The 19,850-nt window shown below is 72.2% G+C and carries 16 protein-coding genes and 3 pseudogenes; 11 read left to right on the top strand and 8 right to left on the bottom strand.

The genetic code is table 11. The features are described from left to right. Positions 1-109 precede the first annotated feature (109 nt). From AC4IHM_RS14035 to hemB, 6 genes and pseudogenes are all read left to right on the top strand, one after another. Positions 110-535 (top strand): ATP-binding protein, encoded by a 426-nt coding sequence (locus AC4IHM_RS14035; RefSeq protein WP_490867380.1) that lies wholly within the window; start codon positions 110-112, stop codon positions 533-535. Between the two features lie 104 nt (positions 536-639). Then, complete coding sequence (locus AC4IHM_RS14030) at positions 640-1,248, top strand: class I SAM-dependent methyltransferase (protein ID WP_490867379.1); 609 nt, start codon at positions 640-642, stop codon at positions 1,246-1,248. 302 nt (positions 1,249-1,550) lie between these two features. Beyond that, a pseudogene (locus AC4IHM_RS14025) lies at positions 1,551-2,353 on the top strand (nitroreductase/quinone reductase family protein). 156 nt (positions 2,354-2,509) lie between these two features. Continuing rightward, positions 2,510-3,148 (top strand): DUF4232 domain-containing protein, encoded by a 639-nt coding sequence (locus AC4IHM_RS14020; RefSeq protein ID WP_490867378.1) that lies wholly within the window; start codon positions 2,510-2,512, stop codon positions 3,146-3,148. A gap of 132 nt (positions 3,149-3,280) precedes the next feature. After that, complete coding sequence (locus AC4IHM_RS14015) at positions 3,281-3,517, top strand: hypothetical protein (protein ID WP_490867377.1); 237 nt, start codon at positions 3,281-3,283, stop codon at positions 3,515-3,517. Between the two features lie 120 nt (positions 3,518-3,637). Beyond that, the gene (gene hemB, locus AC4IHM_RS14010; protein WP_490867376.1) at positions 3,638-4,630 is read left to right on the top strand and encodes a porphobilinogen synthase; all 993 of its coding nucleotides are present in this window, start codon (positions 3,638-3,640) and stop codon (positions 4,628-4,630) included. A gap of 52 nt (positions 4,631-4,682) precedes the next feature. On the opposite strand, the gene AC4IHM_RS14005 is transcribed toward hemB, so the two are convergent. After that, a complete protein-coding gene (locus AC4IHM_RS14005) occupies positions 4,683-5,372 on the bottom strand; it encodes a DUF4232 domain-containing protein (RefSeq protein ID WP_490867375.1) in 690 nt (229 codons plus the stop codon). Positions 5,373-5,582: 210 nt separating this feature from the next. Here AC4IHM_RS14005 and AC4IHM_RS14000 point away from each other — a divergent pair. Both AC4IHM_RS14000 and AC4IHM_RS13995 read left to right on the top strand, forming a co-directional pair. Further along, positions 5,583-6,879 (top strand): annotated as a pseudogene (locus tag AC4IHM_RS14000) (helix-turn-helix domain-containing protein). Between the two features lie 78 nt (positions 6,880-6,957). Next, positions 6,958-8,166 carry an aminotransferase-like domain-containing protein gene (locus AC4IHM_RS13995; RefSeq protein ID WP_490867374.1) on the top strand — a complete coding sequence of 403 codons (1,209 nt, stop codon included), beginning with the start codon at positions 6,958-6,960 and terminating at the stop codon, positions 8,164-8,166. Here the strand turns inward: AC4IHM_RS13995 and AC4IHM_RS13990 are convergent. Next, a complete protein-coding gene (locus tag AC4IHM_RS13990) occupies positions 8,061-9,194 on the bottom strand; it encodes a helix-turn-helix domain-containing protein (RefSeq protein ID WP_490867373.1) in 1,134 nt (377 codons plus the stop codon). The two genes, AC4IHM_RS13995 and AC4IHM_RS13990, sit on opposite strands and share 106 nt — an antisense overlap. After that, positions 9,191-10,033 (bottom strand): peptidoglycan-binding protein, encoded by an 843-nt coding sequence (locus AC4IHM_RS13985; RefSeq protein ID WP_490867372.1) that lies wholly within the window; start codon positions 10,031-10,033, stop codon positions 9,191-9,193. Before AC4IHM_RS13985 ends, AC4IHM_RS13990 begins: the two co-directional genes overlap by 4 nt. Before the next feature lie 321 nt (positions 10,034-10,354). Here AC4IHM_RS13985 and AC4IHM_RS13980 point away from each other — a divergent pair, with 321 nt between their 5' ends. Continuing rightward, positions 10,355-10,804 (top strand): peptidoglycan-binding domain-containing protein, encoded by a 450-nt coding sequence (locus tag AC4IHM_RS13980; protein WP_490867371.1) that lies wholly within the window; start codon positions 10,355-10,357, stop codon positions 10,802-10,804. Positions 10,805-10,887: 83 nt separating this feature from the next. On the opposite strand, the gene argS is transcribed toward AC4IHM_RS13980, so the two are convergent. Continuing rightward, entirely contained in the window at positions 10,888-12,651 is a 1,764-nt protein-coding gene (argS, locus tag AC4IHM_RS13975) for an arginine--tRNA ligase (protein WP_490867370.1), read from the bottom strand. A 170-nt stretch (positions 12,652-12,821) separates the two neighbouring features. On the opposite strand from argS, the gene lysS reads away from it, so the two are divergent. Further along, positions 12,822-14,564 carry a lysine--tRNA ligase gene (lysS, locus tag AC4IHM_RS13970; RefSeq protein WP_490867369.1) on the top strand — a complete coding sequence of 581 codons (1,743 nt, stop codon included), beginning with the start codon at positions 12,822-12,824 and terminating at the stop codon, positions 14,562-14,564. 57 nt (positions 14,565-14,621) lie between these two features. On the opposite strand, the gene AC4IHM_RS13965 is transcribed toward lysS, so the two are convergent. The 3 genes from AC4IHM_RS13965 to AC4IHM_RS13955 all read right to left on the bottom strand — a co-directional run bounded on the left by AC4IHM_RS13965 (position 14,622) and on the right by AC4IHM_RS13955 (position 17,853). Then, complete coding sequence (locus AC4IHM_RS13965; protein ID WP_490867368.1) at positions 14,622-15,920, bottom strand: DUF2637 domain-containing protein; 1,299 nt, start codon at positions 15,918-15,920, stop codon at positions 14,622-14,624. An 88-nt stretch (positions 15,921-16,008) separates the two neighbouring features. Further along, positions 16,009-16,887 carry a DUF3558 family protein gene (locus tag AC4IHM_RS13960; protein ID WP_490867367.1) on the bottom strand — a complete coding sequence of 293 codons (879 nt, stop codon included), beginning with the start codon at positions 16,885-16,887 and terminating at the stop codon, positions 16,009-16,011. Positions 16,888-17,004: 117 nt separating this feature from the next. Then, on the bottom strand, positions 17,005-17,853 hold the full coding sequence (locus tag AC4IHM_RS13955; RefSeq protein WP_490867366.1) for a DUF3558 domain-containing protein: 849 nt from the start codon (positions 17,851-17,853) through the stop codon (positions 17,005-17,007). A 205-nt stretch (positions 17,854-18,058) separates the two neighbouring features. Here AC4IHM_RS13955 and AC4IHM_RS13950 point away from each other — a divergent pair, with 205 nt between their 5' ends. After that, positions 18,059-19,252 carry an RtcB family protein gene (locus AC4IHM_RS13950; protein WP_490867365.1) on the top strand — a complete coding sequence of 398 codons (1,194 nt, stop codon included), beginning with the start codon at positions 18,059-18,061 and terminating at the stop codon, positions 19,250-19,252. Positions 19,253-19,295: 43 nt separating this feature from the next. Here AC4IHM_RS13950 and AC4IHM_RS13945 read toward each other — a convergent pair. After that, positions 19,296-19,841: pseudogene (locus AC4IHM_RS13945) on the bottom strand (TetR/AcrR family transcriptional regulator); the annotation flags it as partial. Positions 19,842-19,850 lie beyond the last annotated feature (9 nt).

The raw sequence follows: 19,850 nt of genomic DNA, 5'->3' as shown, positions 1-19,850 counted from the left end.
ACCGGTCACCCCGGGCAACCCGGACGGAACCGTGCGGGAGGCGGACAGCCGGTGCCCGCACGGGCTGACCGTCTTCACAGCGTAGGCACGCATGAACACGCTGGGTCACATGAATCAGGGAATCTCCACCCACCGCGTTCCGCTGCACCAGTTCTCCGTGCCCCTGTCGGCCACGCGCCGTGGCGCCCGGCTGGCCCGGCTGCTCGCGGTCGAGCAACTGGAGGCGTGGGGTCTGCCGTTGGACCCGGCCAGGCTGATCGTGGCCGAGCTGGCGGCGAACGCCGCGCTCCACGGCCGTGTCCCCGGCCGGAGCTTCCGCCTCGCCCTTTCCGTGCTCCCGCCGGCCACCCTCCGCATCGAGCTGACCGACACCCGAGGCGACCGGCTGCCGACCGGCCCCCGGACCACCCCCGACCGGCCCGCGGAGTCGGGATACGGGCTGCTGCTCGTCGAGGAGTTGGCGGACCGGTGGGGTGTGCGGTGCGGGCCGGCGCCGTCGAAGACCGTGTGGGCGGAGCTGGGGCTCGTCCCGTGACGGTTGCCCACGGTGCCGGGGACTCGGCAGCCGTCGGTCCGGGCCCCGAGGCGATCGGGTGAGATCCGGCCGAACAGGCCCGTGGCCCCACCGTGCTCGTCAGGATGGCGCGGGTGACCACCTCCCCCGCAGACCTCTGGCATCACTACGGCCGCGCGCGCCACGCCACCGACCGGTCCGTGCCCGGCGGCTTTGGCTGGAGCCGGGACCAGGACGGCGGGCCGGGCGCCGGTGTCCTGGGTGACCTGAGCGGGCTCCGTGTCGGTGATCTCGGTGCCGGGGCCGCTCGGCATGCCGCGCACCTGACCACCCGTCACCGGCCGGCCCAAGTCGTCGCGGTGAGCCATCTCCGTGCGGGGCGCGGGACGTACGACGTGCTGTACAGCGTGTTCGGGGCGGTGGACTTCACCGAGCCCCGCGAACTCCTGCCGACGGCGTACGCCGCGCTGCGGGCCGGTGGACGGCTGGTGTTCTCCACCCTCGGCCACTACCTCGACGGCGAGCCCGCGCGGCCCGACGCACGGCACGCCGACATCCCGGCGAGAACGCCGGACGGGGAAGCGGCCACGATGCGCCGGTGGGTGCTTCGGGAACAGGTGTGGACCAAGCTGCTCGACGAGGCGGGTTTCACCCGGATCACCGTCGACGTACTGCCCGGCGGCCGGGGTCCCCGCTCGGCCGACAGCCTGCTGGTGGGCGCGTACCGCCCGTGAACGCTTCGGCTCCGCTCGACTGGTCGCCCGGGGGCAGGGGGCAGGGGGCGGGAAGACGGCGGGCGTTGACAGCCCCGTGGGCGGGTGCGTGTAATGAGGGCGGTGCCGCGTGGCGCCGGTCAAAGAGCAGTGGGCCGGCCGGCGATCGGGCGAGCGCCCTGCACCCAAGGGGTACGTGATGAGTTCCCACTCCGCGCCCTGACACGACGTAGCGCGTCCGCACGTCGTCCTTCCCCTCGCCTCACCTTTTCCGGCACCGCGGCGCCTGCCGCAGGTCTGCCGTCATGGAGACACAGAACCGTATGCCCACGTCTTTCCATCAGTCCGTCATCGACGAGTTCCGCGCCAACGGAGGGAAGGTCGGCGGTCCCTTCGAAGGCGGGGACCTGCTCCTGCTGACCACCACCGGCGCCCGGACGGGAGCCTCGCGGACCACCCCGCTCGGCCATGTCCGCCACGGGGACTCCCTTCTCGTCGTCGGGTCCAACCTCGGGGCGCCGCGTCACCCCGGCTGGTATCACAACCTGCTCGCCCATCCCGTCGTCCGGGTGGAGGTGGGTACGTCGAGCTTCCGGGCGCTGGCCGTCCCCGCCGAAGGGGCTCGGCGCGAGGAGCTGTTCGCGCACGTCGTGCGGGCGGCGCCCGGTTACGCCGACTACCAGGCGCGGGCCGGCAGGCCGCTGCCGGTCGTGGTGCTGGAGCGGGCCGAGCCCGAGGGGTGGGAGGGACCGAGGCCCACTTCGCGGTCGGGGGCGCCGGTACGCCGCCGGGTCTCGGGCTCCAGATCCGGCAGCGCTGCCTCGCGTTCTGCCAGGCGCTGGAGTTCCATCACATGAGTGAGGACGGGCACCTGTTCCCCGGGATCGCCCGCCACCACCCCCACCTGACCAACGTCTTCGACCGGCTCGGCGACGAACACCGCACGATCGCCCGCATCCAGGAGGAGCTGGCGGCCCTGCCGGCCGGTATCGCCGTCGCCGATCCGGAGCGCTTCCGCGCCGAACTGACGGAGATGTCCTCCCGGCTCGGCGCACACCTCGACCACGAGGAGGAGGCGCTGCTCCCGTTGCTGGCGGACGTGCCCTGGCCGCCGCCCGCGCCCTAGGACGGCGACGGTCTTCGTGGCCATGTCACCGGTTGGTGACGGCGTGGTCCTGGAGTCGCGACGCCGGTGACCCTCCGGCTCCGGGGCCCGTCATAGTGATCAAGAAGCCGCCGCGGGGCTCCGCGGCACCAACTACCTTTGCACTGAGGGGCTTTCATGTTCAGCAACCGTCGCAAGGCCTTACTCGTCTCCGCAGCCGTGGTGAGCGGCGCGCTGCTGATGACCGCGTGCGAGGACGGGGACGTGGACGCCGCGGACTCCCCGTCGCCCGCGGCCTCCGCTCCGTCGGCCGCGGGCGACGACCAGAGCGGCGGCGAGGATGCCGGCCCGGGTGAGGACTCCGGGGAGGCGGACGGCTCCGGCGCCGACACGGGGGACGGCGGGCGGGCGCCGGTCGGGCAGGTCTGCGGCGCCAACGACATCTCCTGGAGTTCCAGGTCCGAGAGCCAGGCCGGCGGCTACGTCCTGGTCATGGCCAGGGCGAAGTCGGGGATCACCTGCACCCTGCCCGCCGCGCTTCCGACCGTGTCCTTCGGTTCCGACGGCACTCAGGCGGGTCCCGCGGAGCAGTCGGTGGGCGACGAGATCGAGCTGAGTGGCAGCAAGGTCGCGTATGCCGGAGTGAACCCGAAGACCACCAACACCGACGGTGGCAAGGAACTGGACTTCATCATCCTCAGTGTCGGTGACGAAGATCCCGACCCGGTCTCCCTCAAGGTCGACACCATCACCGTCGACAAGCCGGTCGTCACCAACTGGCACACCGCCCCGACCGACGCCGTCCCCTTCAGCTGAACGGCACGACCCGCGGCCCGACGCCGGGCTTCGGACACGGAGCGTGAAGCATTGGCCAACTTGCCTACGAAGCAAGGCAGTTGATGGTTTGCTGTCCATCGAGTTCCCACCGCAGTCCATAAGGAGACGTAGATGAAGTCCTGGCGTTCCCGTGTCACCGCCGTCGTCGTCGCAGGCGCCGCGGCCGTGGCCATTCCGCTGACCGCGGGATCGGCGTCCGCCGCCGACCCCGACGGGTTCAACCGGGTCGGTGGGTTCACGGACCACCACGTGTGCCAGGTCGAGGGGAAGGCCCTCCTCGACGAGGGCCTGTACCGGGAGTTCCAGTGCCGCTGGAACGCCCCGGTCTGGGAGGTCTGGGTCCGCTGAGAGGCCCTCGCATGACGGGGCGCGCCAGGCCGGGACGCGCTCCGTCACCGGGGCGCCGGTGCCGCGCGGGCCGACTCCACGTCGGCAAAGGCGGCGCTGAGGCGGGCGTAGCGTAGTGGTATGACGACGTACGGATCCTTTCCCGGCACCCGGCCGCGGCGGCTGCGGACCACCCCCGTGATGCGTCGGATGGTCGCCGAGACCCGGCTGCACCCCGCCGACTTCATCCTCCCCGCCTTCGTGCGCGAGGGCGTGCGCGAGCCGGTGTCGATCGCGGCGATGCCCGGCGTCGTCCAGCACACCCGGGACACGCTGAAGAAGGCCGCTGCCGAGGCGGTCGAGGCCGGGATCTCCGGCATCATGCTGTTCGGCGTGCCGGAGGAGGAGAAGAAGGACGCGGCCGGGACGGCCGGTACCGATCCGGACGGGATCTTGCAGGTCGCGCTGCGGGACGTACGCGCCGAGGTCGGGGACGAGCTGCTCGTCATGTCCGACCTTTGCCTCGACGAGTTCACCGACCACGGGCACTGCGGTGTGCTCGACGCCCAGGGGCGGGTCGACAACGACGCCACGCTGGAGCGGTACGCCGAGATGGCGCAGGTCCAGGCCGACGCGGGCGCCCATGTGGTCGGCCCCAGCGGGATGATGGACGGGCAGATCGGCGTCGTCCGGGACGCGCTCGACCAGATCGGGCGGGAGGATGTCGCGATCCTCGCGTACACCGCCAAGTACGCCTCCGCCTTCTACGGGCCCTTCCGCGAGGCCGTCGGTTCCTCGCTCAAGGGGGACCGCAAGACCTATCAGCAGGACGCCCCCAACGCGCGGGAGTCGCTGCGGGAGTTGGCGCTGGACCTTGAGGAGGGCGCCGACATGGTGATGGTCAAGCCGGCCGGCCCCTACCTCGACATTCTCGCCAAGGTCGCCGAGGCCTCGGACGTGCCCGTCGCCGCCTACCAGATCTCCGGCGAGTACTCGATGATCGAGGCCGCCGCCGAGAAGGGCTGGATCGACCGCGACCGGGCCATCCTGGAGACGCTCACCGGGATCAAGCGGGCCGGCGCGCGCAACATCCTGACGTACTGGGCGACCGAGGTCGCCCGCACGCTGCGCTGAGCGACCTGGGCCGGCCCCGCACGCAGGGGCCGCGTGTCCGCGGACCCCTCCTTCAGTATTCGAGCGCGTTCGCCGCGCTGGTCTGCCAGTAGGTGACCGTCAGCGCGGTGTCGACGTACACACCGCCGGCGGGCAGGGTGACCTTGGCGATGGAGCCGTCCTCGAAGGGGATCGTGAGGGCGCTCGTCCGGTAGCCGTTCTCGCCGCTGCCGTCGCCGGACGACAGGCGCACGCCCGCGTAGCCGGACTCGCCGGGGGCCAGCGTCGTCAGCGCCTGCGGCCTGCTGCTCTCCGCGACCGGCGGCACCGACTGGGCCTCGCCGAACCGCGCCGCCGGGTACGGCGGCAGCGCGCACGTCTTCGAGCCGGTGTTGGTGGCGGTCAGCAGCAGGTGGTTGATCGGGCGGGGCGCGTCGGCCGCGGTGATCCGCACGTCGGACGCGGAGCACTTGCCGGGCAGGTCCGCGTCGGACCCGTCCCCGGCTCCCGCGCCGGAGGCCGACGCGTTGTCGTTGCCTGCGGAACCGTTCGAACCCGTGGTTCCTTCCTCGCCGTCGCCCTTCGCGTCGCCCGCCGTGCCCCGGTCGGCCGACGGCGGGCTGTTCTCGGCGGCCGAGGCGGTGGAGGACGCCGTCGAGGCGCCCGTGTCGGACCCGTCGCCCTCGCAGGCCGTCAGCGACAGCGCGGCCAGCGCGATCGTGGTGGCGGCGAGCAGGCGGGCACGGGTGGTGCGTGCGGACATGGAAGTTCCCCTTCGGATGTGGGAGCGGGGTGAGCCGCTCGACCGTTCACCGGGAGCGGCTGCTTGGATGACCACAGCTTGCGGTCGTGTCCGTCCCGGCCGCCGGCGACGGGGGAACATGCGGGACGATGGGACGCCAGGAACGCTCTGAGCTGCGGGAACAGAGTTCCTCTGGGATGGTGTGCGGGGACGCGAGGAGAGGGAGGAACGGTGGCGGGGGACGACTTCGCCGGACTGCTGCGGGAGCTGAAGGAGCGGTCCGGACTCAGCTACGGGGCACTCGGCAAACGGCTGCACATGAGCGGCTCGACCTTGCACCGGTACGTCAGCGGAGAGGTGGTTCCGGTCGAGTTCGCCTCCGTCGAACGCCTCGCCCGCGTGTGCCGGGCGACGCCGGAGGAACTGCTCGAACTCCACCGCCGCTGGATCCGCGCGGACGCGCTGCGCGGCCTGAAGAAGGAGGGGGCCGGGGAGAAGGAGCAGGGGGAGGCCGCCGCTCCTGCCGCGGCGGAAGGCACGCCGCACGCACCGCCCGCGACGCCCGTCCCGGGCACCCCGGGCACCCCGGGCACCTCATCCGCCACCAGCCAACCCGCCCCGCCCCGCCGTCGCGTCCCGCGCGCCGCGCTCTACGCCGTGACCGGTGTCGTCGCCGTCAGTGCCGCCGTGGCGCTCGTGGCCAACCTCGTGTCGGGTACGGGCGACGACGGCCGGCACGGTCCGGCCGGTGCCGTCGCGCAGACCTCCGCGCCGGTGTCCGGCACGGCCGGCGCCCCGGCGTCCCCGAGCGGCGGCGTCTCCCCGTCACCGTCCCTCTCCTCGTCGCCGCCCGTGTCCCTCTCCCCCTCCCCCTCCCCGCCGGGGCCGGGCACCGCCACGCCGACCCGCGAGGCACCCGCCGCCGGACCCGTGCTCACCGTGTCGACCACCCCGTACTACTGGGACCTCCCCTGCGACCACGCCTTCCTGGTCGACCGCAGCCCGCGGAACGTGCCCGAGCCGCCCGCCCGGCAGGACGCCGTCGGCTGGGCCACTCCTCTCCGGGCGGTCTCCGCCAACCGCCAGACGGCCGTCCTCACCGTGCAGGGCACCGGGCCGGAGACGGTGGTCCTGAAGGACCTGCACGTGCGGGTGGTGAGCAGCGGTCCCGCGCTGGACTGGAACCAGTACGTGATGGGCAACGGCTGCGGCGGCCAGGTGGACACCAAGGCCTTCGACGTTCTCGCTCGACCTGGGCACCCCCACGGCGACGCCGATCGGGGGACAGCGGGACTTCCCGTACAGCGTCAGCGAGTCCGACCCCGAGGTCTTCTACGTCAACGCGCACACCAGTGGCCACGACGTCAGCTGGTACCTGGAGCTGGAGTGGTCCAGCGGCGGCCGGAGCGGCACGACGCGCGTCGACGACCACGGCAAGCCGTTCCGCACCAGCGCCTCCCGGGACGACTCCTACTACGCGTACCCGCTCGGCAGCGACGCCTGGGAGCTGGTCGAGAACGAACGGTAGGACCGGGAGCCGGTCGACGCGCTGCCCGCATCCCGGAAACCCGCCTGTACGCGGCAGGTACTTCCCTAGGCTGCGCACATGACCGTGACTGAGACCGCGTCCGCCGACACCGCCCCTTTGCCCCCGCTCGCCGCGCGTGCCCGGTCGATCGGCGGTTCGCCGGTACGGGACATCCTCGCCGTCACCGCCCGCCCCGAGGTGATCAACTTCGCGGGCGGGCTGCCGGCCCCCGAGCTGTTCGACGCCGAGGGCATCGCCGCCGCGTACCGGGACGTACTCGCCGAGGCGCCCGCGCGGGCCCTGCAGTACTCCACCACCGAGGGCGAACCCGCCCTGCGGTCCGCGCTCGCCGTCCGCACCTCGGCACGCGGGCTGGCCTGCGACCCCGACGACTTCCTCGTCACCACCGGCTCCCAGCAGGCCCTCTCGCTCCTCGCCACCGCCCTGCTCGAACCCGGCGACACCGTCCTCGTCGAGAGCCCCTGCTACCTGGCCGCGCTCCAGGCCTTCGGCCTCGCGGGCGCCCGGGTCGTCGCCGTGCCCGGGGACGAGGACGGGATCGACCCCGCGGCCCTTGAGGAACTGGTGGTGCGCGAGCGCCCCAAGCTGCTCTACACCGTGCCCACCTTCCAGAACCCCACCGGCCGCACCATGCCCGCCGCCCGCCGCGCCGCGGTGGCCGAGGCCGCCGGCCGGTGCGGGCTGTGGATCGTCGAGGACGACCCGTACGGGGAGCTGCGCTTCGAGGGCGAGCGGGTGCCGTGGCTCGCCTCCTACGACGGCGCCCGCGACCGCACCGTACTGCTGGGCTCCTTCTCCAAGGTCATGGCTCCCGGCCTGCGCCTGGGCTGGCTGCGGGGCCCCGCCGAACTGCGCCGCGCCTGCGCGGTCGCCAAGCAGGCCGCCGACCTGCACACCCCGACCGTCAACCAGCTCGCCGCCGCCCGGTACCTGGCCGACCGGGACCTGGACGCGCACGTCGCGCGGGTCGCCGCGGTCTACGGTGCCCGGCGGGACGCCATGCTCGCGGGCCTGGCGGACGCGCTCCCGGCGGGTTCGACGTGGACCCGCCCCGAGGGCGGCATGTTCCTGTGGGTCCGCCTGCCCGGCTCGTACGACACCACCGCCCTCCTTCCCGACATCGTCCGGCACGACGTGGCGTACGTGCCCGGGGCGCCCTTCTACGCCGGTGAGCCCGACCGCGCCACGCTGCGGCTGTGCTTCGTCACCCAGACGCCGGACGAGATCGCGGAGGGGCTGCGGAGGCTGGGGGCGGGGCTGCGGTAGCGGCCGGGGGAGGTACGGGTGCCAGTGCCCGGCGCGGGCTGCTGGGGCGACAGCGTGCGGGACGTGGTGGCCGCCTCGTCCACCCGGGCGTCGACGCACTCCTGTTCGCCTTCGGCCGCGGGGCGGAAGCACGCCCGGAGGACGGTGCCGGGGCCGGCCGCGGTCATGACGGTGTAGACGTAGATCTCTTCGTCGATCTCGTCCGCGACCCGCGTGTCGTAAGTGGGGCCGTCCGCCGTCAGCTCCAGCCGGTCGCCGATGTCCGTGTGCCACATCCGGGCCCAACCGGCGCCGCACTGCTCGCTGTAGCGCAGTTCCACCTCGGCCCCCGTGGTGGTGCGGTGCCGGGCGAGGGTGGAGGGCGCGTTGCCGCAGACCATGTGCATCGGGTCCAGGCCCTCGCAGCCGGCCCGGTGGCACAGGGCGCCGGCGGAGGGCTCGGTGTGCGGGAGCGTGGCGGCGGAGCGGCCAGGGGGAGGGGAGCCGTGCCGGTCCGGCAGCAGGAGCAGCGCCGCCGCGACGCCGCCCGCCCCCACGGTGCACACCGCCGCGAGCACGGCCGCGAGCACGGCACCACGCCCCGGCGCCGGGGTCCCGGCCGACCGCGCGGCCTCGGGGGACGGAGGGACCCTGGAAGGCGGAGAAGCCTTGGACAACGCGGCCTTGGAGGACGCCGTTCCGGACGGTGGAGAGGCCTCGGGGACGCTCCCGGCACCCACGTCCACGTCCGCGCCGGAGGAGACCGCCCCGGGCGCCGGGGCCGGTGCGGACGCGGATGCCGTCGCCGCGCGCCCGCTCCACTCCGACTCCGCGATCTCCCACAGCGCCAGGCACCGCTCGTCCCGTTCACCGGCCAGCCGGCACAGGTCCCGCACCGCCTCCTTCGGCGGCAGGGCCTTGCCGTTGAGATACCGCTCCCACGACGACTTGCTGTACGCCGTCCGGGCCGCCAGCGCCGCCAGGCTCAGCCCCGTGCGGGACCTCAACTCACGGAGGACGACGACGAGTCGGGGGTGCTCCGGTCTCATCCCCGCAAGGCCTTCCAGGTGTGCGGGCCGACGATGCCGTCCGCGACCAGTTCGGCCTGCTCCTGGAAGCGGATGACCGCGCGCTGCGTGCGCGGACCGTAGATCCCGTCGATGTCGCCGGGCGGAATGCCCGCACGCCGCAGCAGACACTGCGCCTCGACCACCTCGGGACCGCCGTGGCCGTAGGCCACGATGGCGTCGCGGGTGCGGCTGTACCCCGCGTACCAGAGGCCTCCGGTCCGCTCCGGGCGGCAGGCGTACGGGCCCGTCGGCCAGGTCGAGGACTCGGCGGCCGGGGCCAGCGGGGCCGTCGAGTCGGCGGCGCGGTCGCCCTCGCCCGACGTGCCGGTGAACCGTGCGGTCAGCAGCAGCGCCGCGGACACCGCCAGCACCGCGGCCACCGTCCCGGCCATGATCGCGACGCGCGGGCCCCGTTGGCGCACACGCCTTTTCGCGCGTGCCCAGCGGGTCCGTCGCACGGGCTCAGGTCCGGTCCCGGGTTCCCGTTCCGCAACGGACGACGGGCCGGGCCCGGTGTCGGTGTCCGCGTCGGCGGGCGCCTCACCGGAGGGCCTGTCCCACCGCTCCGCGGCGACCTCGTACAACGCCAGCAGCCGGGTCGGGTCGGCGCCCCCGATGCGGGCCATCGCCTCGACGGCCTCCCGGGGCGGCAGTGCCCTGCCGTTCAGATACCGGTGCCAGGACTTCTCGCTGTACCCGGTCTTCGCGGCCAGTTGCCGCGTGCTCAGTCCGCCGTGGTCCTTGAGCCTGCGCAGGTCCACGATCAACCGGCGTACGTGTGGATGCAGTTCGGTGGGCAGCTCTCTCCAACGCGACATGTTTCCCCCACTCGCGTTCGGGCCGGCTGTTTCGGGCGTGTTCCCCCGCGGTCATTCTGCATCAGGGGTCAACAGCCTTACCGGGAGCCGGTCCGCCCACCGGGGTGGAATCGGCCATCCCGCTACGTCGGCCGTCCCGCCGCAGGGACTCGGCCGGTGGCATCCCAGCAGGTCAGTGTGGGGGTCGTCCCGCGATGACGTCACTTCTGCGTCAACTGTGGCGTCCCGGCGCGCCGCAGCCGCAGTCTCGTAGCGGAGCCGGCCGGTGCGGTCGGACCGCCCATCGGGGGCATCGTCATCAGCACCATCGGAGGGGACAGAATGCGCACTCTGACCAAGACACTCGTGAGTGTCGGCACCGCCGTGGGGATCGCCGCCGGAGGCCTGGCGACCACGGGTACCGCCGTCGCGGCACCGGCGCAGGAGACGAAGGCGGTGGCGAGCGCCGATGTCGGCACGCTCGCGGTGGTCAACCTCGGCCTGAGCACCGCCGAGGCCCAGAAGGTCCAGGACTGGCTGCGGCAGCACTGGGGTTACACCGGCGCACGGGACGGAGCGCTCGGCCCCGAGAGCTGGAAGGCGTTCCAGCGCGGCCTCAAGGTGTACTGGGGCTACAACGACGCGATCGACGGCATCGTCGGGCCCAACACGGTGAAGGCTCTCCAGCGGCTGCTCAAGGCGCACTGGGGCTACACCGGTGCGATCGACGGCATTGCCGGCTCGGGAACCCAGGCCGCCTTCAAGCGGTTCGCCAACGGCAACCCCAGCTAGTCCGGCGGGCGTACGAACCCGCCGCGGTCCGTCCCCGCTCGGGGGAGGGGACGGACCGCGGGCCGGGTCCGAGGGCGGACGCCTCAGAGCCGCTCGGGCGTCCGGATGCCCAGCAGGGACATGCCCCGGTGCAGGGTGCGGGCCGTGACGTCGCACAGGAACAGGCGGTTCTCCACCTGCTCGGGCGTCTCGGCCTTCAGGACCGGGCACTTGTCGTAGAAGGACGTGTACAGGGAAGCCACCTGGTACAGGTACGCCGTCAGCTTGTGCGGGGCGTACTCCTTCGCCGCCTCCGCCACCGTCTCCGCGAACGCGTCCACATGCAGGCCCAGCGCCCGCTCGGCCTCGGCCAGCTCCAACTCGGGGTGCGCGACCGGGCGTACGTCGCCGGACTTGCGCAGGATGGAGCGGATCCGGGCGTAGGCGTACTGGAGGTAGACGGACGTGTCGCCGTTCAGCGAGACCATCTGGTCCAGGTCGAACTTGTAGTCCCGGTTCGCCGATGTCGACAGGTCCGCGTACTTCACCGCGCCGATGCCCACCTGGGTGCCGCGCTCGGCGATCTCCTCCTCGGAGAGGTCCCGCGCCTTCTCCCGCACGACGGCGGACGCGCGGTCGATCGCCTCGTCGAGGAGGTCGACCAGGCGCACCGTCTCGCCCTCCCGGGTCTTGAACGGCTTGCCGTCCTTGCCGAGGACCGTACCGAAGGCGAGCTGGCGCGCCGTCACGTCGTCGTTCAGCCAGCCGGCCCTGCGGGCGGTCTCGAAGACCATCTTGAAGTGCAGGGACTGGCGGGCGTCCACGACGTACAGGAGCGTGTTCGCCTTCAGGTTGAAGACGCGGTCGCGGATCGCGGACAGGTCGGTGGCCGCGTAGCCGTAGCCGCCGTCCGACTTCTGCACGATCAGCGGGACCGGGTTGCCGTCCGGGCCCCTGACGTTGTCGAAGAAGACGCACAGCGCGCCCTCGGAGCGGACCGCGACGCCGGACTCCTCCAGCAGGCGGCAGGTCTCGGCGAGCATGTCGTTGTAGCCGGACTCGCCGACGATGTCGGGGTCGCGGATCTCCATGTCCAGCTTCTCGAAGACGGAGAAGAAGTAGATCTTCGACTCGTCGACGAACTTCTGCCATGCCGCGAGCGTCTTCGGGTCCCCGGCCTGGAGGTCGACCACCCGGCGCCGGGCCCGCGTCTTGAACTCCTCGTCGGAGTCGAAGAGTCCGCGCGCGGCCTTGTAGAGGCGGCCCAGGTTGGACATCGCCTCCTCGCCGCTCACCTCGTCGGCCCGGTGGTCCAGCTCGTGAGGGTGCTCGTCCAGGTACTGGATGAGCATGCCGAACTGGGTGCCCCAGTCGCCGATGTGGTGGCGGCGCACGACCGTCTCGCCGGTGAACTCCAGCAGTTGGACGAGGGAGTCGCCGATCACCGCGGAGCGCAGATGGCCGACGTGCATCTCCTTGGCCACGTTCGGCTGGGCGTAGTCGATCACCGTGGTGCCCGGGTGCGCGGCGAGCGGGACGCCGAGGCGGCCGGTGTCGTCCGCGTACCGCGCGGCGAGGTTCTCGGTGATCGCCCGGTCGCCGACGGTGATGTTCAGGAAGCCGGGTCCGGAGACCTCGATGTCCTTGATCAGTTCACCGGTGACGAGGTGCGAGACGACCTCGGCCGCCAGCTCCCGGGGGTTCGACTTCGCCTTCTTGGCCAGCGCGAGGATGCCGTTGGCCTGGTAGTCCGCCCGGTCGCTTCGTCGCAGCAGCGGGTCCGCGCCGGCGGCCTCCGGCCGGGTGGCCGTGAGGGCGGACGCGAGGTGCTGCTGGACGGAGTCGCTGAGGGACGTGACCGAGGCCATGGAGTGGCTGCCGTTCTGCTCGGGTTCCTGGAGTACTGCAGAAGCCGAGTATCCCACGCGGTGAAAAGCGGTTTTCGCGGATACGGGCCGGGCTGGGAGAATGGAGTGGCCAGCCGTGCGACCGGGCCGGCTGCTCAGCGCAATTCTCAGGGAAATCAGGGAAAGAGGACGTGCCGATCGTGGCTCAGAGCACAGAGACCACCGACTGGGTCTCCCGTTTCGCGGACGAGGTCATCGCAGAGTCGGAGCGTCGTGCCCCGGGCAAACCGGTCGTCGTCGCGTCCGGGCTCTCCCCGTCCGGCCCCATCCACCTCGGCAATCTGCGCGAGGTCATGACCCCGCACCTGGTCGCCGACGAGGTGCGCCGCCGGGGCCATCGGGTCCGGCACCTGATCTCCTGGGACGACTACGACCGCTACCGCAAGGTGCCCGCCGGGGTCGCCGGGGTGGACGAGAGCTGGGCCGAGCACATCGGCAAGCCGCTGACCTCGGTGCCGGCCCCGAAGGGCTCCTCGTACCCGAACTGGGCCGAGCACTTCAAGGCCGCGATGGTCGCCTCGCTCGCCGAGCTGGGCGTCGAGTTCGACGGGATCAGCCAGACGGCGCAGTACACCTCCGGTGTCTACCGCGAGCAGATTCTGCACGCCATGAGGCACCGGCAGGACATCGACGCGATCCTCGCCCAGTACCGGACGAGGAAGGCTCCCGCGCCCGCGAAGAAGTCGCAGAAGCCCGTCGACGAGGCCGAGCTGGAGGCCGCCGAGGGCTCCGGCGCGGCGGCCGAGGACGACGGCTCGGGCTCCGCCGGGTACTTCCCGTACAAGCCGTACTGCGGCAACTGCGAGAAGGACCTGACGACGGTCACCGCCTACGACGACGACTCCACCGAGCTGACGTACGCCTGCGCCGGCTGCGGCTTCTCCGAGACGGTCCGGCTGAGCGAGTTCAACCGGGGCAAGCTGGTCTGGAAGGTCGACTGGCCGATGCGCTGGGCCTACGAGGGGGTCGTCTTCGAGCCCAGCGGTGTCGACCACTCGTCGCCGGGGTCGTCGTTCCAGGTGGGCGGGCAGATCGTCGGCATCTTCGACGGCAAGCAGCCGATCGGTCCGATGTACGCGTTCGTGGGCATCAGCGGCATGGCCAAGATGTCCTCGTCCAAGGGCGGTGTGCCCACCCCGGCCGACGCGCTCAGGATCATGGAGCCGCAGCTGCTGCGCTGGCTGTACGCCAGGCGCCGGCCCAACCAGTCGTTCAAGATCGCCTTCGACCAGGAGATCCAGCGGCTGTACGACGAGTGGGACCGCCTCGACGCCAAGGTGACCGGGGGCGAGGCGCTGCCCGCCGACATCGCCGCGCACTCGCGTGCCGTGCGCACGGCCGCCGGTGAGCTGCCGCGGACGCCCAGGCCGCTGCCGTACCGGACGCTCGCGTCCGTGGCCGACATCACCGCCGGCCACGAGGACCAGGCGTTGCGGATCCTCAGCGAGCTGGACCCGGCCGACCCGCTGCGGTCGCTGGACGAGGCCCGGCCGCGGTACGACAAGGCCGAGGCGTGGATCAACACCCATGTCCCCGCCGACCAGCGGACCATCGTGCGCGAGGAGGCCGACGCCGAGCTGCTGAAGTCCCTCGGCGAGTCGGATCGGCAGTCGTTGCGGCTGCTGCTCGACGGACTGGCCGGCCACTGGTCCCTGGACGGGCTCAGCCACCTCGTCTACGGCGTGCCCAAGGTGCAGGCCGGCTTCTCGGCCGACGCGACGCCCAAGGAGCTGCCGCCGGAGATCAAGACCGCCCAGCGGACCTTCTTCGCGCTCCTGTACCACCTGCTCGTCGGCCGCGACACGGGTCCCCGCCTGCCCACGCTGCTGCTGGCGGTGGGACAGGACCGGGTACGGACCCTGCTCGGGGAGTAGGCCCCGCGGGACGCGGCGCCGCCGGCACCTCCCGGCGGCGCCGGTCACCGTCCGCGTTCACGCGATGTGGTTCTCCTCCAGCTCCGCGTTGAAGCGGTTGGACAGGCGGGCGACCATGCGCTTGGCCTCGGCGTCCGGGAGGGAGAGTCCGAAGGTCGCCTCGATGTTCTCGCCGAACTCGCGCGGGGTCGGGAAGCTGTCGTTTATCGACTGCTTGAAGACCTGGTAGTAGGCCTCCTCGCCCGGCGCCTCGGGCTCCGGGACGCCGCCGCCCTCGCCCAGTTCCCGGGTGCGGCGCGGGCCGACCGGGATGGGGAAGCTGCCGGTGTCCTCCGGAGCGGGCTCCTGGACGGGCGGCACCTCCTCGAACTGCTGGCGGTACTCGTCGGCCTGCTGCTGCTCCGCGATCCACCGCTCGTACTCGTCCGGGTCGTACCCGGGGTCGTAGTCGCCGTGGTACTCGACGGACTGCGGATCCCGGGCGTGCAGCCACGGGTTCTGCTCCACCGCGGGCTCCTCCCGCACCGGCTCGGGCTCCCGGTTCCCCGGCAGCTGGGGGCGCTGCTCCGCGGCGGGCTCCGCCGGCCGCGGGGAGGGCGCCGTACCGGCCGCCGCCGCGCCCTGCTCGACCGCTTCCGGCCGCGGGGCGGGCGGCAGCAGCGCCGGTTCGATGCCCGCCGCCGCCAGGCCCGCCGGGGCCGTCTGCGCGAGCGGGACGCCGTAGCGGGCCAGCCGCAGCGGCATCAAGGACTCGACGGGAGCCTTGCGGCGCCAGGCACGGCCGAAGCGGGAACGCAGCCTGGCCTGGTACACCAGCCGCTCCTGCTCCAACTTGATGACCTGGTCGTAGGAGCGCAGCTCCCACAGCTTCATGCGGCGCCACAGCAGGAACGTCGGCAGCGGCGAGAGCAGCCAGCGGGTGAGCCGGACGCCCTCCATGTGCTTGTCGGCGGTGATGTCGGCTATGCGGCCGGTCGCGTGCCGGGCGGCCTCGACGGAGACCACGAAGAGGATCGGGATCACGCCGTGCATGCTCACGCCCAGCGGGTCGGGCCAGGCCGCCGCGCCGTTGAACGCGATCGTGGCCGCCGTCAGCAGCCAGGCCGTCTGCCGCAGCAGCGGGAAGGGGATGCGGATCCAGGTCAGCAGCAGGTCCAGGGCGAGCAGTACGCAGATGCCCGCGTCGATGCCTATCGGGAAGACGTAGCTGAAGTTCCCGAAGCCCTTCTGCAGGGCCAGTTCGCGCACCGCCGCATACGAACCCGCGAAGCCGATCCCGGCGATGATCACGGCACCGAAGACGACCATGCCGATGAGAACGCGATGCGTCCGTGTCAGCTGTAGTGGCGCGGCCACCCGTACTCCCCTCCCAGTGCCTGTTGTTGCGCGCAATAGAGTGGCACATGTGTACGGGGGACGGGTGGCCGGAGGCCGGTGAGATGCGTCAGGCCGCCTTCGACGCCGCCTCGGACGGCGACTCCGAGGGCGAATCGAGCTTCTGTCCGGACCCCGATCCGGACTCCGACCCGGAGGGCGACGGCGAGCCGCTCCCAGTGGCGCCGCCCGCCGCACCGCCGTTGGCGGCCGTCACCGCGGCCACCGCCTCCTTGGCCGCCTTCTGCGCGTCCTTCACCAGGTCGTCGGCGTCCGGCGTCTTGTCGCCCGCCAGCCCGGCGCCGTTGTAGTCGACGGTGACGACGACGTTCTCGACGCGTGCGACGACCGTCTGCTGCTTGAAGGTGCCTTCCTTCTTCTTCAGGTCGTAGCGCACGACGGCGGCCTCGTCGCCCGTGCCGGAGAGCGGCGTGGTCGTGAGGCTCTTGGCGCCCTGGACGGCCTGGGTGTCCCGCAGCTGCTTCGTGTAGTGGTCGCGCGCCAGCTTGTCGCCCGCGCCGCGCGTCACGTCCGACTCGAAGCGCAGCATCGACACGCTCAGCCAGCGGAACTGAGAGCCCTTCACACCGTTGTCGTCCAGGCTGTCCCAGGAGCAACTGGCGCGCCTGGCCGTGTCGTCGGAGGCGCCCTCGTCGCCGGATCCGCCCTTGGGCACCAGGTCCTTCAGCGTCTTCTTCGACAGCACCGCGCACGACTCGGGGAGCTTCCGGAACGCCGCCGCCTGCACGGTCGGTGAGGGGCTCGCGGACGCGGAAGCGGAGGTCTCGTCGGCGGCCCTGTCCTTGCCGTCGCCGGAGTCCGAGGAGCAGCCGGCCGCCACCAGCATCACGGGTACGGCGGCCGCGCAGACAAGGACGCGGGTGAGTCGCTTCGCTCGCTGCTCTCGCTGATCACGCTGGGCTCGTCGCTGCATGGTTCCTTCACTCATGGCACTCGTGGTTCCTGCGGTCGGAACGGGTCCGAGGGGCCACGGTACGCGGTGGGAAAACCGCGCGGCCCCGCTTCGGGCGCTTCGCGCGAGGGCGCCGGGGAGCCCGGGGAGGGGTCAGCCGCCGAGCGAATTCGCGAGCTGGGACGCCAGTTTCCGCGCCATGTCCTGCATTTCCTCGCTGTCCGGCACCACTCCGAGCGTCGCCGACTGCTCCGCGTACTCGATGGTCACCACGACGTTCGACGTGCGGAACGCCACAGTCACCGTGCGCCGCTTCGCCGTCGAACCGGAGCTGCTCAGCCGGTCGTCCACGAACGCCTCGTCGCCCAGACCGTCGAGGAGGCGGGGCTGCACCTCGGCGGCCGGGGCGTCGGAGGACGGGCTCGACGAGGGGGCGGTGGACGACGCGGCACCGGAGGCCGGGGCGGAGGGCGCACCGGCCGACGCGCTCTCGGAGGGGGACGCGGCATCCGACGCGGAACCGGACGCCGAGGCCGACCCCGAGACGAGCGGTTCGGGCAGGTCGGCCGCGTCCACCTGCCGCGCGAAGAGCTGCTGGGCCTGGCTGTCGTCGCTCACGGAGTTGTCGTACGACACCACCCGCTCGAAGTCGACGAGGAGATGGTCGGTGGCGTCCGCCGACTCGACCTTCCAACGGCAGCCGACCTTGCGGTCGGTGTCGTACGCGAGCGTCGCCTCGCCCGCGTACGCCTTCTCGCGCTGCTGCTCGTCCGGCATCTCCTGGATGCCGGGCAGGAGCGAGTCGAGCGTCTTGTGGCCGACCGCGCCGCACGGCTCCGGCAGGGTGCGGTACTTGCCGGGCTGGGCCGCCTCGGTGGCCGCGCCGGGCTGCCCGGGGTTGGAGTCGTCCGCCGTGGCGCCGTTGCCGGAGCCGCCGGTGCAGCCGGCCAGCAACGCCGCCAGAAGGGCGGCGACGCCGGGTACGTAGGCCTTCCGCTGCACGGTGCGGCTCCTCTCGCCGGGGTGGCTGTGGTTCGGGACTCCAGTGTCCCCGCTGGTTATTCGCTTGCCGCACGGGGGCGCCCGCCGCAGACAATGTGTACCGCACACGCTGCCGTGAACGCCGGTCGACTGTCTCTTTGGTCGGCTTGTGCGCCGGTTGTGCGTTTCGAGGCTTCTGTTTGTTTTCCGGGGGAATGAGGGCGACATGTCGTATGTGGAGATGCCGGGCGCGCGGATACCGATCCGGATGTGGACCGACCCGGCGACGGTCGAGGAGGTCGCGCTCCAGCAGTTGCGCAACGTCGCGACCCTGCCGTGGATCGAGGGCCTGGCGGTCATGCCGGACGTGCACTACGGCAAGGGCGCGACGGTCGGCTCCGTGATCGCGATGCGGGGCGCGGTGTGCCCGGCGGCGGTGGGCGTCGACATCGGCTGCGGGATGTCGGCGGTGCGCACGTCCCTGACGGCGAACGACCTCCCGGGCGACCTGTCGCGGCTGCGCTCGAAGATCGAGCAGGCGATTCCGGTGGGGCGGGGGATGCACGGCAGCCCGGTCGAGCCGGGCCGCGTCCACGGGCTGGCGACGGCCGGGTGGGACGACTTCTGGGGGCGGTTCGACGGGGTGGCGGAGGCGGTGAGGTTCCGCCGCGAGCGGGCCGGAAAGCAGATGGGAACGCTCGGAAGCGGCAACCACTTCGTCGAGGTGTGCACGGACACCACCGGTTCCGTGTGGCTGATGCTGCACTCCGGTTCCCGCAACATCGGCAAGGAACTGGCCGAGCACCACATCGGCGTCGCCCAGAAGCTCCCGCACAACCAGGGCTTGATCGACCGCGACCTCGCGGTGTTCGTCGCGGACACCCCGCAGATGGCGGCGTACCGCAACGACCTGTTCTGGGCGCAGGAGTACGCGAAGTACAACCGCACCCTCATGATGGGGCTTCTCAAGGACGTGGTCCGCAAGGAGTTCCAAAAGGCCCGGCCGCTCTTCGAGCGGGAGATCTCCTGCCACCACAACTACGTGGCGCAGGAGCGCTACGAGGGCGTGGACCTGCTGGTGACCCGCAAGGGCGCGATCCGCGCGGGTGCGGGGGAGTACGGGATCATCCCGGGCTCCATGGGCACGGGTTCGTACATCGTCAAGGGCCTCGGCAACGCCGAGTCCTTCAACTCCGCCTCCCACGGCGCGGGCCGGCGCATGAGCCGGAACGCGGCCAGGCGCCGCTTCTCCGCGAAGGACCTTCAGGAGCAGACGCGGGGCGTGGAGTGCCGCAAGGACTCGGGTGTCGTGGACGAGATCCCGGGCGCCTACAAGCCGATCGACCAGGTCATCGACCAGCAGCGCGACCTCGTGGAGGTGGTGGCGAGGCTGAAGCAGGTGGTGTGTGTGAAGGGCTGAGCGAGGAGCGCGGGGGCGGTTGGGGAGCGCTCCGGTGACCGGGCGACGTGCCGGCCCGGACCAGGGCCCGCGCCAGCTCGACGCTCTGCGTGAGGGTGTCGAACGGGAGGGGCCGGGTGGCGACGGCGCCCTCGTGCAGCACGAGGAGCCGGGTGGCGAGGGCGGCCGGGTGCGGGCAGCCCGCCGCTTCGGCGAGTTCCCCGAACAGGTTCAGCAGCCAGCGCTTCTGGTCCGTGGCGACGCGGTGCGCGGGGTGCGAGGGGTCCGGGAGTTCGGCGAGCGCGTTGATGAAGGCGCATCCGCGGGTGTTGGTCCCGCTCCAGGTCCGCAGCGCCTCGAAGGGCGCGGTGACGGCCTCGGCGGGAGTGCCGCAGTCGTCGACGGCGGCCCGGACGACTGACCGCCAGCGCTGGTCGCGGGCGGTGAGACAGGCCGCCACCAGGTGGTCCTTCGAACCGAACTGGTTGTACAGGGTCCGCTTGGTCACCCCGGAGTGCTCGGCTATCAGATCCACGCCGACCGCCGTGATCCCGCGCTCGTAGAACAACTCCTCCGCAGTCGCCACGATGCGGCGGCCGGCCGGCGTCAAAGGCCGCGC

This window comes from Streptomyces sp. SL06 (assembly GCF_058244745.1).
The sequence above is the reverse complement of the archived record's forward strand: the minus strand, read 5'-3'. Positions and strand labels throughout refer to the sequence as shown.